The following is a 14,615-nucleotide window of genomic DNA, read 5'->3' as shown; positions in this document are numbered from 1 at the left end:
GAAAAGCCCAGCGTTCAACGTGCCCAGTACCGCCAGTCGTCCCCACCAGACACGTGGGGGCACGCAGCGAACAATGGCCAGCAAGACAAGAGCTCCTCCCAGAGCACGAAATGCAGCGAGGAACAGGGGATGCGGAGGCAGCCACGTAGTGGTCAGCACATAGGTGAATCCCCAGAGAATGGCTGCGGCGGCAGCTGAAAGTTTGGCGTTCATGATTTATCCCAGGTAAAGGCGCGGCTCTCCCACGCTTCGAAATTGAAGACGAAACACGGCTGGCAAGGATTGAGAAAAGAGGTGGCGATAGCATCAGCCTTCGGCTGATTTCACGCGCAGTGCGGTCTAGGAGGCTGGAACATGGATCTGGCCAAATCTGCCGCTGTTGAAGTCTGTGACGGCCATGCGAATTTCCTCCTCGCTATTCATCACAAACGGGCCATATCCAACAATGGGCTCCGCGATCGGTATCCCGCTGAGAACAAGCAACGAGCTGTCGTTGTTCGCCTCCAGCAACACCTGCGTACCGTCCACACTCAGATGTGCCACCTGGTCGGTACGAACAGCATCCCGGCCATTGATCAGCACCGAGCCATGCAGCATCACCACAGCCAGTGTGTGCCCTTCCGGCATATGCAGCATTGCGGACTTGCCAGCTGTCATCCGTACATCCCAGACATTGATGGGCGTATGGGTGCGTGCCGGGCCTGTATGTCCCTGATGGTTTCCGGCAATGACTCGCACTCGCCCGGCATTGCTGGAAAGTGGGACATCGGGAATTTCTGCATTGGTGATCGACTGATAACCTGGCTCGACCATCTTGTCGCTGGATGGCAGATTGACCCACAACTGAACCATGTGGAAGGGGCCGCCACTCTCGGCATAGGCAGATGAATGGAATTCCTCATGCAGAATGCCACTAGCAGCGGTCATCCACTGCACGTCGCCGGGGCCGATGACGCCACCTGCCCCCGTGGAATCACGATGCTCGACCTCACCCTCGTAGACGATTGTTACCGTCTCAAATCCACGATGCGGATGTTGACCCACACCCCTACGTTTGCTGGTAGGCGCGAAGTTGTATGGACCTGCATGGTCCAGCAGTAGAAAAGGACTCAGCTGGGTTCCGTGCTGACTGTAGTGAAACAGAGAGCGCACAGGGAACCCATCGCCGACCCAGTGCTGCTGAGGTGCGCTGTAGATTCCTTGAATGGTCTTTTGCATTTACTTCTCCTGAAGTGCGCAAGAACGTAGGACTTGCGAACGAGTTAGAAGTAACTGTAGAGACGCACACGAGCGCTGAATAGCCTGGAATTCTTGCCACCAGCGTTCATTAATTGGAACGATAGTGCATCGTCCCTTTTGAGCTGGTCCTGGACGTCATGCCTGCTTGATTTGTGCCTGCAAGGCAGTGAACTCCACGCCAAGAAAGTCAAGCAGCAACCTTACCGAAGGCAGCAGCCCACGGCGAGACGGGAATACGGCGTGAACGATGCCTGCACGAGGCTTCCAGCCGGGCATGACGTCGACCAGGCGCCCGTTACGCAAATCATCCAGGATCATCATGGCCGGCAACTGCACCACGCCAACGCCATGCAAAGCCGCCTGAAGCAAGGCAATACGGTCTTCGCAAACCATACGAGGCTGGTAATGCACCTCTGCCGTTGCGCCTTGTGGCCCCTGCAACTGCCAAATTTCACTACGCTGCAGCCGACCGTCGCCCAGGCTTGGCCACTGCGAAAGATCCGCCAGTTGAGGCATCCCGCCCATTGCGCTCACAAGCCTAGGGCTAGCCACCAAAAATTGCGTGCTCTCACCTAAAGTCTTCATTACCAACTCGCTGTCTTCGAGCGGCGGGAAACGTACACGCAGAGCCAGGTCCAGTCCCTCACGGATCACATCTACCCGGCGGTTTGTGCTGTCCACCTGAAGTTGAACACGTGGATGCTGCACCATGAAGCGCGCCAACATGTCACCGACTTGGTAGTCCAGCAGCGCCAGCGGGCAACTTAGACGCACGATGCCTTGAGGATCCTCGTGGGTACGATCAATGACTTCCTGCGCAAACTCCGCCTCCACCAGCATTGCCTGACAGCGCTGGTAATACTCTTGGCCAATATCCGTCACAGCAAAGCGCCGACTTGAACGCTGCAGCAGTCGCACGCCCAGGGACTCCTCAAGCAGAGCAATACGGCGGCTGAGTTTGGACTTGGGCATACCAAGAGCTCGGCCTGCCGGAGCAAAACCACCATAGTCCACTACCTGGACGAAGTAGTACAAATCATTGAGGTCGCGCATGGGTGGTGACGAAGCAGAGAACCACGGCAAATCTGCCGCACATGATGATTCCGCATTGTGGCGCATCATCAAATCCAGCAGATAACATGAACTTACCTAGCAGTTCTGTGAAACGGTCTGCAGTCGCACACAAGTGCGTGGACATCGCTCCAGGCCAGGGCATGGGCGGTGGGTATGTACTGCGACTGCTGAATTAGGTTGCGCAGAGCAGATAGCCGGACTCGCGCCCCTGTCTGCCGTTGTGATGCACGACACCCAGCCTGCTCAACTGGGCCACCACCTGCATGACGGTTCCCACACTGACAGGAGTCCCCCGAAGGTATAGCTGGCGATATATCTCATCTCTGCTGAGAGCATGGGGAGCAGAACTCAGCAGGACTTGAAGCACGCCAATTCTGGCGACGGTTGGACGCAGACCTGCTGCCCTCAACCGTTGCATTACGCTTACGCTCTTCAACTCTCGGGCCCTTCCGGCAATCGTCTCCAACCTCCTCCCAAGGCTCTGTAAAGCACGATGCTCGCCTGAAGGCGCTCCTGTCGTATTTGAACTGCCAGGTCTCGGCTCTGATAGGCCACACGCTGCACATCCAGCAAGGTCTGCAGGTTGTCCGCCCCGGCTTTGTAGCGGCTTTCCGCCAGCGAAAGAGCCCTCTGGGCCTGAGCCACTTCCTCCGCCTGAACCAGCGCCTGTCTTTCTGCGCCGTCAACTGCATTCAATGCAGTTTGAACATCATTGAAGGCTTGCAGAATGGCTTTGCGGTAGCCGATCACAAGCTCCTGCTTTTGCGCTGCAGCCAGCTCCCGGTTCGAAGCAAGTCGCCCTGCATCAAAGATCGGAGCCAGAATTCCCACTGCCAGAGAAGACAGGGGATTCTCCAGCAGCCTGCTGAGCTTTTCGCTCTCGGAGCTCAGGCCCGCGGTCAGCGTCACGCGGGGCAGCATGGCTGCTCTGGCAGCGGCAAGATTCGCATCCGCCGCAAGCAATTGAGCCTCCGCTTTCGCCACATCCGGCCTGCGTGTTATCAGATCCGCGGGCGTACCCTGGCGAACGCCTGGAATCGCCAGATTCGAAAGACTGGTCTCGCTCACAAGATCCATAGTCCATTGCCCTGACAGCAGTGCCAGCACCGCGTGCGCATCTGCAATCTGTTTTCGGAGCAAAGCCACAACACGCTGCTGTGCAGCAACCTGGCCACGCTGCTGAGCCAGTTCCACGGAGGTCGCTGCACCATAACGGGCTCTGGACTCGACCAGCTTCAAGAGCCGCTCGGAAATCTCCAGATTGAGCTGGGCAATCGCGGCGCGCTCGCGCAAGCCCACACACTGGAGCCAGGCCTGAGCGACTGAGGCAGTGACCGTCAACCTCACGGTCTCACGGTCAAACACGCTGGCCTGCCTGTTGGACTCTGCGGCGTCTCTCAAAGCACGCTGGCGCCCCCAGAAGTCCAGCTCGTAGCTACTCGACAGACCCACTCGCCAAGTGCTGGCGTCTCTTTCCATATGACTGTTCATCGCTGCAGATCTTGTGGCCCCGAAATCTGCATTCAAATCAGGCACCAGGGCCGCACGTGCATAAGCTGCCCGGGCATCCGCCTGCTGCACTCTCGCGACGGCAGCCGCCACATCCAGACTTTGATTCCTGGCTTGCTCAACCAGCGCGCTGAGCTCCGGGCTGCCAAAACTGTGCCACCAACTGGCGCTGACTTGTTCGTTTTCTGCTCCCTGCTCCTGCGCCCAGGCATGAGGAATATCGAGAGACATTCCCCGGGTCTCGTCACTGGATTGCGTTGTCGCGCATCCAGCCAGAGCAAGAGCCGCCAGCACTGCGTTCCATTTGTACATGCCTACTCTCCCGCCAATGCTCGCACGGGCTCCAGACGCGCCGCCGTCCTGGCAGGCATGAAGCCAAACACCAGACCGGTGAGCACCGCACAGGCAAATGCCCCCAGCATGGCTTTCATCGAAAAAATCACAGGCACGCCAGAGACAAGAAGTGTCATTCCGATGCCCAGCCCTGCAAGCAGACCGACACCCCCACCCACAATGGTCACCATGCTGGCTTCCGTAAGGAACTGGCGCAGGATGTCACGCTGGCGAGCCCCAACCGCCATGCGAATGCCGATCTCCCTGGTGCGCTCGCGTACCGTCATCAGCATCACGTTCATGACTCCGATGCCTCCGACCACCAGTGAAACTGCCGCGATCAGCCCCAGCATCACGGCCATGCTCTGGCGTGTTGCTGCTTCGGCCTGAATGCGGGCTGCTGCATTGCCGATTCCGAAGTCTTCCCGCCCCCCGTGGCGCGCCAGCAAAAGACCGCGGATGGACTGCTCGGCCTCGTGAACCTGCTCCGAGGAGCTGGCCTCCACGACCACGTAATCGGGCTGCGTCTGCGCCTGATAGACCCTCGCGCGCCCCGACTGATAGGGAATGAAGACCATGTCGTCATAGTCCTGAGCGCCAGAGTCAGCCCCACGCTCGCTCATGACACCGATGACTTCGAACGCCGAGTTCCCGATGATCAGCTGCAGCCCCAGGGGATTGGCCACCTCCGGGAAAAAATGCTGGTGCGCCTTGTGGCCTATCACCACCAGCGGAGCCAGATCGCGGTCTTCCACATCGGTGAAGTAGCGGCCCTGGGCAACGCGCCAATGGTGAACCAGCGGCATCTCCTCGCTGGCCGCAAACACATAGACCTGCTTGTCGGCCTTGCCATAGCGCACCGTGACAGGGTCCCCAATGACGGGCATTACTCTGCGTATCGCCGGCAACTCCCGCATGGCGGCCAGATCGTCTTCGGTGATCTGGCCCGCAGGTCCGCCGCTGGCCGGCGGCTTGCTGCCCATATAGAGAATGGCTGTTCCCATGGTGCCCATCTGCTCGACCACTTTGCGCCGTGCGCCCTCGCCTATGGCCAGCATGACGATCACCGAGGCCACGCCGATCACGATGCCCAGCAAGGTCAGGCTGGTGCGCACCCGGTTCATGCGCATGCCGCGCCAGGCACTGCGTGCAGCTTCGGAAATCTCAGCCACCCAGGATATTGCCGACGTTGCGGTGTTGCGCTGCGGGGTCAATGGAGGAACCTCTGCGCGGCTCTGAATGCCATCGGGAGCACTGTCATTGACGACACGTCCATCGCTGATTTCGATGATACGCCTTGCCTGAGCCGCAACTTCGCGGTCATGCGTGATCACGATGATGGTGTGTCCCGCATCGGCCAGCTCGCGCAGCAAAGCCATCACCTCGGCGCCGCTATGCGAGTCAAGCGCCCCGGTGGGCTCGTCGGCCAAAATGATGTGGCCGCCATTCATCAACGCCCGCGCAATGGACACACGCTGCTGCTGACCGCCCGATAGCTGATTGGGACGATTTCCCAGACGCGACCCCAGCCCCAGGCGCTCGAGCAGGAGCTGGGCTCTTTGCACCCGCTGCTCCTTGGCCAGGCCTGCATAAATCGCAGGCATCTGCACATTCTCCGAGGCACTTTCACTGGGAATCAGGTGATAGCCCTGAAACACGAAGCCGAAGGCTTCACGACGCAACCAGGCCAGGGCGTCCGAGTCCAGCAGGGACACGTCCTTCCCTTGAAACCGATAGCAACCTTCGCTCGGTTTATCAAGGCAGCCCAGGATATTCATCAAGGTGGACTTGCCCGAACCGGAGCTGCCGACGACGGCCACATACTCACCCGCGCGAATATCCAGATCAATGCCGTGCAACACGGTCACCGAGGGCTGATCGCCCACTCCGCCATAGTGCTTGCGAATGCCGCGCAGCGAAATCAGCGGAACCTGCTCCATCGCACTCACCATTGCAGCCACCGCAGGCCGCCGGGAATCAGGGTTTCGCCGACGATGACCCGCTCGCCTTCGGCCACACCATCGAGCACCTGCACCTGATGGCGACTTCGTACTCCGAGCTTCACGTTTCGCTGCTCGGGCTTCCGCTTGGCTGTCAGTACCCGAACGCTCTGTGATTGCTGATCTTTCCCAGACTGAAGAGCTGTCAATGGAACCGTCAAGGCCTGCTCGGCGCTACCGGTCACAAAGACCACCTGGGCCGTCATCTGCGGCAGCAGTTCCGCATCCTTGTTATCCACGTCGAACAATGCCGTATAGGTCACGGCCTTGGTGGCCGCCGCAGGTGTCGCCGCATTGCCCGCGGCGGGGGAAACGCTGGCCGGCGGCGCAGGCAGCACCTGCCGCACTCGGCTGTTCCACCGACGCGCCTGTTCCTGACCTGCACTGCCCAGAGTCGTGAAATAAACGGGCATGTCCGCTCTCACACGCCGCACGTCGGCTTCCGATACATCGGTCCAGACCGTCATGGCCGTGAGATCGGCAATGCGCAAAATATTCGGCGTCTGATAGGTGGCATTCAGAGTCTGGCCTTCACGCGCATCGACGGATACCACCGTGCCGGACATCGGCGCATAGATGCGGGTATAGCCCAGACGTGCTTCGTCAGCCTTGAGGCTGGCCTGTGTTTGCTGCATCTGAGCCTTGAGATGGTCGATGCGCGCCGCAGCCCCGGCAACCTGGGCCTCGGCAATCTGCACATCCTCCTGCCTTGTGGCCTCTTCGGCGGCCAGTTGCTGCTGTCGTTTCAACTGCTGGCCAGCCAGTTTCAGCTGTGCCTGCTGCTCCGCGATCTGGGCCCGCAGGCTCGCCAGCGATGCTCTTCCTGCATCCACTGTGGCGCGCTGCACGCTGGGGTCGATCTCCACCAGCAATGCACCTTTCTCGACCCTGGCCCCAGGACTGACCAGCAAACGGGTGATCTGCCCTGAAACCTGAGCCCCCACATCCACATAGGTTCTGGGCTGCAAAGTACCGATGGCAGTGACGGTGGACTCCACATCGCCGCGCTGCACCGCAACACTTTGGTACTCGACCCTGGGCCGACTCCCCCACCACAAGGCAATACCTCCGGCACAGACCAGCAGCAGCCCGAGGCTGCCCCAGCGTTTGATTTGTCCCACCGTCATGAACGTTGCACTTTCCAGAAAACAATTCGCAGTCGCTGCTGAAACCCATGGCCACGGCATGAATTGGAGCGATTGAAGATCAGAAGCCTTGCACGCTTCAAGGGTTCCGTCACCAAAGGCAGCTGACGCCCCCCAGCAGCGCCGTCACGGCGGCTGCCACAGCCAGGTATCGAGCCGACCAGGAAAGCCCCGCGACCGTCGCGAGAGCCCCCAGACTCCAGAAGCCCAGCACGAGCACGCTGCCAACCGATGCACTCCACCCACGCATGGCAGGCAGGCAGACGGCCAGCAAAAGCAATGCTCCCAGCACACGCAGCGCCATACGATGCGCTGTCGGCACCTCGTCCAGAGATGTCAATTGCGCGTAATGGCGGTCCATGGCAAAAGCGAGAGCCGTCATGCCCCCCATCGAAAGAGCAAAGGCCTGCAAGGATGACTGCCACAAGGTCATGACAGGCTCCCTTGCTTCGCTGCACTTGCGTCCGCAGCCACAGGCAGGCCTTTCGACAATTCACGAGCCATTTGCTTTCGCGCAGGCTTCAAGCCCGATGTCTTGCGCATCCAGGCCCAGGCACCAGCCGCCGCCACTCCGACAGCAACGGCAAAAAGTTCTACCCCCGCGCCCTCCCAGTCACCATCGAGAAGGTATGCAGCAAGTTGATCTCCAGTCGTCACGAGATTCAGCAAAGGCAACAGGAGACAAAGCACAGCCAGTGCTGCCATCTGATCACGCCATGCCAGTGGAGGCGACCTCAGCAGCGCATGTATGAGAGCCAGAATCCACAGCGCAAAAAACACCACCAATTCCCATCTGGAGCGTTGCGAAATCTCGACAGACAGCAAACGATTGGCCCACAAAAATCCCACACAGGCGATGCCCAGTCCCACGATGGCCGCCACATTCGCGGCTTCAATCATTCGGTAGACCGTGGATGTGCTGGAGCCAAACTCCCCCTGATGCTTGCCCCGCCGTTTGACCATGAAGAGAATCGATCCAGTGGCCATCATGGCGCTTCCGGCCAGCCCGCAAATGAAGTACATCCACTTCAGCGGCAGCCCGCCATAAGTCGCCATATGCAGCCCGCCGATCACCGATTGCGTGAGTGATGCCGCACCGCCATCCACACCTCCTGGCAAGCGCAACTGCTGCAACTCTCCAGTGGCGGCCGAGAACATGGCCATGCCGCTGCTGGGGCTGAGACGCTTGCTCAGATCGTCGGCGTCATTCCATCCATAGATGCCGATGCGTGCAGCCGCATCGCCCGGGTAATCAATCACCACCGCGCGCACCGGTTGCCCGATCAAGGCCTGCCCGCGCAGCACGAAGGACTCCAGATCCGGTACGGACATGGCCTGGCCCGAACGCTGCGGCTTGCCCGGTTCATTCAGCGCCACCTGGAAAGACTTGACGGCTTCGGCACCGGTACCAAAGTAGGCTGCAATACCGGCAGGCATGAAGGTCGAGCAAGATATGGCGATGCCTGTATAGGCGATCATGAACTGGAAAGGCAAAGTCAGCACCGCCACGGCGTTGTGCATGTCCAGCCAGCTTCTCTGCCCTTTGCGGGCACGGAAGGTGAAGAAGTCCTTGAAGATTCGTCTATGGGTAATCACTCCGCTGACCAGCGCCACCAGCATGGCAAGCGCAGCGATGCCCACGATCCAGAGACCGAGCTGACCCGCGTGCAGCTGATAGTGGAAATCCACAAAATGATGACCGCCCAATGTCTGGCGCACCCTGGGAACTTCGGAAGCATCCACGGCATTTCCGGACGCAGGATCCAGTTGGGCCGCCGCATACTGGCCGTCGCCATCGAACCAGTAGACGCGCAAGTCCCCGCCTCCTTTGGCGTCCGCAGGCCACAGCTCCCACATGTCCGCCCCAGGGTGCTGCCTCTGCATATATGCTATGCCCCACTGCAGACGCTGGCTCATAGAAGACGCCGTCTCCCGCTCAGAGCCTGCCTGCTGGGCCTCGGCCTGCTCATGCGCATGATGCTCCGGGGTCATCCAGTGGGTGATTGGCTCCTCGAAGACGGCCAGGGTACCCGTCAGAAAAACGGCATACAGCAGCCAGGAGAACCACAGGCCGCACCAGGTATGCAGCCATGCCTGAGCCTGACGGAAGCTGCCTTTGCCCGCGCCCGATTCCTTCTTTGCCGGCTGCATCAGCGTCCTTTCAGCAAGATCAAGGCCGCAGTGGCTGCAAGCATGGCGAGAATCAGAATGAGCAGCACGCCCCAGATCCGACGCGGCGATGCCGGGCTGAAGGCACCGATCACCACAGCCACGTACCACAGCCAACTGGACTGCATGCCACCCACCATGGTCTCGAGTCGGGCTTGACTCATCGCACCACATAAAACCACCCAGGCACTGGAGACGGCATAGCCTCCCAGCACTGCAGCAGCCAGACGCGATCCCAGTCCCCAGTCAGAGCGCAGCCCATCAGATTGCGACATTTCTACACCCCGTCAGAAACGGCCCTTGAGAGACACGGTAACGGTACGCTTTTCGCCGTAGAAGTTGCCGTAGCCCGCATAACCAACCGTGCTGTAGTAGGTCTTGTCGAACAGGTTGCCGACATTCACGGCTACGCTCCAGTCCTTGTTGAACGCATAGGCAGCACGTGCCGACCAGACCGCATAGCCCGGGGAAGTGAAGTTGTAAGGTGTCCAGGCTCCGTCATAACGGCCCGTTGCCGGGTTGTAAGCGCTGATGCCCGAAGCCCGGTAGTTCGAGCTCTGAGCCACCACACCGCCGCCCACGCTCCAGCCGCGCAAATCGCCGCTCAAGCGATAGTCCGCCCAGGCCTTGAACAGATGGCGCGGCGTGACCGTGCTGAACTGCGCGCTGTCCTTGCGTCTGTCTTCGTTGCTGTTGTAGGTATAGCCCACCGCCAGTTGGAGATTGGGGGTGATTCGTCCCGTCATCTCCAGATCGATGCCCTGGCTCAGCTTGAAGCCGTCGCGGAAATAGCAGCAACCGCCGCGCCAATCGGTCTGGGGGTAAGCGGGGTCGTAAACGGCTTCGCCTTTTTTATCGGTACGAAACAATGCCGCACTGGCGATCAGATGGGGAGTCAGCTCGCTTTTGACGCCCAGCTCGTAGGTACGGCCACGCACAGGATCCAGAGGCGTCCCTGGCAGCGGTGCAGAGAATTTTCCGGCCTGAGACTGATAGATCTCGGCGGTGCTGAAATACAGATTGGTGGACTTGGTCAGCTCATGCATCAGCCCCATATAGGGTACAAAGACATTCGACTCCCGGCTGCTGGCTGTGAGAGCTCCGTTCATGTCGTGCTGGGTATTGCGATCCTGCAGCACATAGCGTCCGCCAAGCACCACTGACCAACGCTCCACGGGACGCAAGCGCAGCGAGCCATAGAGGCCGCTTTTTTGCGTCTTGCCCTGCGAGCCGCTGGTCCAGTCACCGAGCGGATAGCCCGGATCCTGCGGTGGAATCCGGTTGAAGACGTCGGCCGGCCCCACTCTGGGCCACAGGCTTCGGTTGGTATTGCTGTTGCGGTGCTGATCCAGACCCAGGATCACATCATGGCGCTGACCCAAGGCATCAAAGCTGCCCTGCAAATTGATGTCGAAGCTGGTTTCACGCTCGCGTGACTTGGCTTGATGAATCCACCAGTCCGCCCCCTGCAGCGTGACGGGATCCGGCGAACTTTCGATCTCCGCGCCATTCACGCCCTCATTGAAGCGGGTGTGTCTGAGCTGGGTCTTGAGCAGCCAGTCGTTGCCCAGCTGCTGCTCGAGCTTGGCAAAGACCGTGGTGTTTTCGCGATTGATCCAGTTCCAGGGGGCGCCAAAATTGGTATTGCGCGCAAAGCCGATATCGCTGCCGTCCGCATAGCGCGGCAGGCTGGCATTGAAGCCCGTATTTCTATCTTTCTGATAGCTGGCACCCAATGTGGCAACTGTGCTGGACGTCAGATCCATCTCCAGCGCCCCATACAGCATCTGCCGCTTGAGCTTGGATGGGGCTGCCATTTCCTTGCGGTCATGGTTCACGGCCACGAAACGGCCACGCAGGGTTCCGCTTTCGTTCAGCGCCCCCGTGGTGTCGAGCTCAGCGCGATAGTTGCTCATGGTTCCGCCCGAAAGCAGAACCTGCGTCTGACGCTTGGCCTGGGGCCGCTTGTAGGTGAAGTTCAGAACTCCGCCCGCCTCGCCCGCGCCGAACAGGCCGTCGGCCCCGCGCAGAACGCTGACGCTGTCGAACTGCGCCATGTCCAGACTGCGGCTGCCTGAACGAGAGGAGCTGGCAGCACCGCCATCGAACCGGAAGTTGGTGATGTTCATGCCGCGGGACAGATAGGTGGTGTCCAGCCAGGTCTCTTCGCGCGTGATCCCGGTGGTGTACTTCATCACATCATCGAGCGTGCGCATGGCCTGATCGTCCATGCGCTGGCGCGTCACCACCGTCACCGACTGCGGAACCTCGCGCAAAGACTGCGCCGCCTTGCCGACCTCCACTCCAGCGGCCACATAGGAGTCGCTTGACTCCCCATATACATTGGGAATGGCCTTTTCCTGCACCGTCACTTCCGCAAGTGTCGAGGCTGCGTCCTCTTGTGCATGGCTGACACCGGGCAGCAGGCAGAGCACACTGACGGCTACAGCCGTGGTGTGAAGACGAAATGGCAAAGCCCCGGCTACGGGGCAAAACGAGTGTTCCAGCATGAGCGTACAAAAACAAACCTGAGGGTTCTCTTCAGGCAGGGGAATGCCGAAGTACCAATGACGCTGTGGCTGGAACGGAAAGACCGTATACGGGCTGGCAGCGATGAAACAGAACGAGAATCAATCTCAATTCTATTTCCGCGCGGATTGTAAAGCCCAGGTAAAAAAATTGCCACTGTTTTGTAAATAGATAGCGCAGCACTTGGCACTGCGCCGTGCCAAGTGCTGCTGAATCGCTGCTCATCGCCTGGGTTGACGCCATTCACACAAAGGCATAGGGCCCGCTCCAGCAAAGCCGCGGGCGGTTTGGCGGTACATCTGCGCTCCCGCCGGGTCAGAGTGAAGGCGTCCCTGGGAAACCTGGAATTTCCATGCCGGACCTTGAGCCACTTCGGGCTTTATGGCGCACTCATTGCATAGACATCGGTCAATGGCCGCAGAAAATCCTGTGTGCAGGTTTTCTCCTGGGACCCAGGCGCAGCCTTGAAGACAAAGAAAAAGCCCCGGCTGCATAAACAGACGGGGCTTTTATATATCTTGGCAGGGGAAGAAGGATTCGAACCTTCGCATGCTGGAATCAAAATCCAGTGCCTTAACCAGCTTGGCGACTCCCCTAAAGAGATAGCGATTATAGCCCGGTTTTCCCCGGGTTTCAAAGAACACCCATTGCCAAACAAAATCACGGTCAGCGAATCAATGCTTTGATCGGAAGCATTCAACACTTGCCAATGCCTTTCGCCGCACCGAATCGACTTGTTTCTGGCCACCCACGTTTTCTGAGTCATGTGCCTGAGGCCCGGGCTTGCGGGCCATGCGGCGGAGCAGCTCGCCCCTCTTTGCCGTCTCTTCCTGCAGACCTCCATGCACTCTTGAATCGGGCTCGATGCACGATGCTCTTCCAATGAACTAGGCTACCGAAGTGGCTTTGTTCCCTCCTCAGCAAATTGGCAATGGCTCGCCCATGCAGAGCCCTTGCCGTAGCAAGTGCATCGATCAATCAAGCATGACCTTGGCCTCAAGAATGATCGGCCCCACAGGGCAGTTTCAGCGGCGACAGTGGCGCTGGTGCAGCCCATCAGGTCGGGGATGCCTTGCTCGGCAAACATTGATACATCGGACACAGCCACAAAGGCCCCAGGTCGGCCGTGCAGTAGCAAAGGTGCAGCCCCCGCCCCTCACAGCGAGAGAGGGGGCGCCGAACAAAGGCAAGCGACCTAAGGGAAGCGAGCTCGGCCGCTCATGGTGAACAACGACTATGGGTTGCGCTGCAGATAGTCCACGGCCAGCGCGGCCAGCGAACGTGCACCGGTGGGCAGTTGCTTCTCGTCGATGTCGAACAGCGGCGAGTGGTTGGGCGCTGCCTTGGTGAAGTCCTGGCCTGCCGGCGGTGCACCCAGGAAGTAGAAGAATCCCGGCACCACTTTCTGGAACTCCGAAAAGTCCTCGGAACCGCTGACCTTGGGAATCACCATGGCCTTGCCGCCCAGGGCCAGCTTGAGCGCGGGCAGCGAAGCCTCGGTCAGCGCAGCCGGATTGGTGGTGACCGGATAGGCCACGGGGCCGAAGCGCACCTTGGCCTTGGCGCCGCTGGAGGCCGCGATCTGCTCGGCCGTGGCCGTGATTCGCTTGTGCGCTTCCTGACGCATGTCTTCGTCAAAGGTGCGCAGCGTACCCTGCATCTCGACATTGTCGGGAATGATGTTGTAGCGCGTGCCGCCCTGGATGGAACCAATGGTCAGCACGGCCGGCTCCAGGCTGATGTTGAGCTGGCGGCTGACCACTGTCTGCAGGCCCAGCACCACCTGGCTGGCCGCGACGATGGGATCGACCGCACTCCACGGCGACGAGCCATGGCCGCCCCGGCCCTCAACCTGAATGTTCAGGTTGTCCGAGCCCGCCATCAGCGGCCCGCTGCGGTAGCCCACCATGCCCGAGGGAAGATTGGCCGTGATGTGCAGGCCGTAGATGGCCTGCACATCCTTGAGCACGCCGGCCTCCACCATGGCCTTGGCACCGAAACTGGGTACATGGCCATGGGCATCGGCCTCCACCGGAGCGCCTTCCTCGGCCGGCTGGAAGATGAACTTCACCGTGCCCGGCAGCCTGGTGCGCATGCCTGCCAGCGCCTCGGCTGCGCCCATGAGCATGGCCACGTGGGCATCGTGCCCGCAGGCATGCATGACCGAGACCTGCTTGCCCATGTACTGTGACTTGGCCTTGGAGGCAAAGGGCAGGCCCGTCTTCTCGGCCACGGGCAGTGCATCCATATCGGCGCGCAGGGCCACTGTCTTGCCCGGCCGGCCGCCGCGCAGCACCCCCACCACGCCCGTGCCGCCCACGCCGGTCTGCACCTCCATGCCCAGGCGGCGCAGGTGATCGGCCACCAGTTTCGCCGTGCGTTCCTCCTGGCCCGACAGTTCGGGATGCTGGTGAATGTCGCGACGCCACTCCACCATCTTGGGCGCCAGCGGCTCAATGGCGGCATCCAGCGCCGCCAGAGCCTGGGCATCCAGCCCCTGCGCGCTGGCTGCCAGCGGCAGGCCGCAGGCCAGCAAGCCGGCCAGCGCAATGCGGCGCAGGCCTGTGCGGGGTGGTGTGGAAAGCTTTGTCTCGGACTGTTTGTGAAGCATCTTCGT

General features: G+C 60.3%; 10 protein-coding genes, 1 tRNA gene and 1 pseudogene. All 12 read right to left on the bottom strand.

The window, feature by feature from the left end:
- Positions 1-213, bottom strand: a pseudogene (locus AAIL66_RS10190) (permease); the annotation flags it as partial.
- Positions 214-339: 126 nt separating this feature from the next.
- Positions 340-1,218, bottom strand: coding sequence for a pirin family protein (locus AAIL66_RS10185; RefSeq protein WP_343496648.1), 879 nt, complete (start codon positions 1,216-1,218; stop codon positions 340-342).
- A gap of 156 nt (positions 1,219-1,374) precedes the next feature.
- Positions 1,375-2,292, bottom strand: coding sequence for a LysR family transcriptional regulator (locus AAIL66_RS10180; protein ID WP_045840363.1), 918 nt, complete (start codon positions 2,290-2,292; stop codon positions 1,375-1,377).
- Between the two features lie 453 nt (positions 2,293-2,745).
- Positions 2,746-4,134: an efflux transporter outer membrane subunit gene (locus AAIL66_RS10175; RefSeq protein ID WP_343496647.1), complete on the bottom strand. Its 1,389-nt coding sequence runs from the start codon at positions 4,132-4,134 to the stop codon at positions 2,746-2,748.
- A 2-nt stretch (positions 4,135-4,136) separates the two neighbouring features.
- Complete coding sequence (locus tag AAIL66_RS10170) at positions 4,137-6,095, bottom strand: ABC transporter permease (protein ID WP_274522638.1); 1,959 nt, start codon at positions 6,093-6,095, stop codon at positions 4,137-4,139.
- Positions 6,096-6,100: 5 nt separating this feature from the next.
- A complete protein-coding gene (locus AAIL66_RS10165; protein ID WP_343496646.1) occupies positions 6,101-7,282 on the bottom strand; it encodes an efflux RND transporter periplasmic adaptor subunit in 1,182 nt (393 codons plus the stop codon).
- 109 nt (positions 7,283-7,391) lie between these two features.
- On the bottom strand, positions 7,392-7,733 hold the full coding sequence (locus AAIL66_RS10160) for a DUF3325 domain-containing protein (RefSeq protein WP_343496645.1): 342 nt from the start codon (positions 7,731-7,733) through the stop codon (positions 7,392-7,394).
- Positions 7,730-9,451 carry a PepSY-associated TM helix domain-containing protein gene (locus AAIL66_RS10155; protein WP_343496644.1) on the bottom strand — a complete coding sequence of 574 codons (1,722 nt, stop codon included), beginning with the start codon at positions 9,449-9,451 and terminating at the stop codon, positions 7,730-7,732. Before AAIL66_RS10155 ends, AAIL66_RS10160 begins: the two co-directional genes overlap by 4 nt.
- Positions 9,451-9,744: a hypothetical protein gene (locus AAIL66_RS10150; RefSeq protein ID WP_034359605.1), complete on the bottom strand. Its 294-nt coding sequence runs from the start codon at positions 9,742-9,744 to the stop codon at positions 9,451-9,453. The genes AAIL66_RS10155 and AAIL66_RS10150 overlap by 1 nt, the downstream gene beginning before the upstream one ends.
- A gap of 12 nt (positions 9,745-9,756) precedes the next feature.
- Positions 9,757-11,943 carry a TonB-dependent siderophore receptor gene (locus tag AAIL66_RS10145; RefSeq protein WP_343496643.1) on the bottom strand — a complete coding sequence of 729 codons (2,187 nt, stop codon included), beginning with the start codon at positions 11,941-11,943 and terminating at the stop codon, positions 9,757-9,759.
- Between the two features lie 574 nt (positions 11,944-12,517).
- Positions 12,518-12,594: transfer RNA gene (locus tag AAIL66_RS10140), tRNA-Gln, on the bottom strand.
- Between the two features lie 638 nt (positions 12,595-13,232).
- Positions 13,233-14,609, bottom strand: a complete 1,377-nt coding sequence (locus AAIL66_RS10135) for an amidohydrolase (RefSeq protein ID WP_034382523.1) — start codon at positions 14,607-14,609, stop codon at positions 13,233-13,235.
- Positions 14,610-14,615 lie beyond the last annotated feature (6 nt).

Source organism: Comamonas sp. F1-6, from assembly GCF_039581415.1.
GTDB lineage: Bacteria > Pseudomonadota > Gammaproteobacteria > Burkholderiales > Burkholderiaceae_C > Comamonas > Comamonas thiooxydans.
Note: the sequence above shows the minus strand (reverse complement) of the source record. Positions and strands in the feature narration are given on the sequence as shown.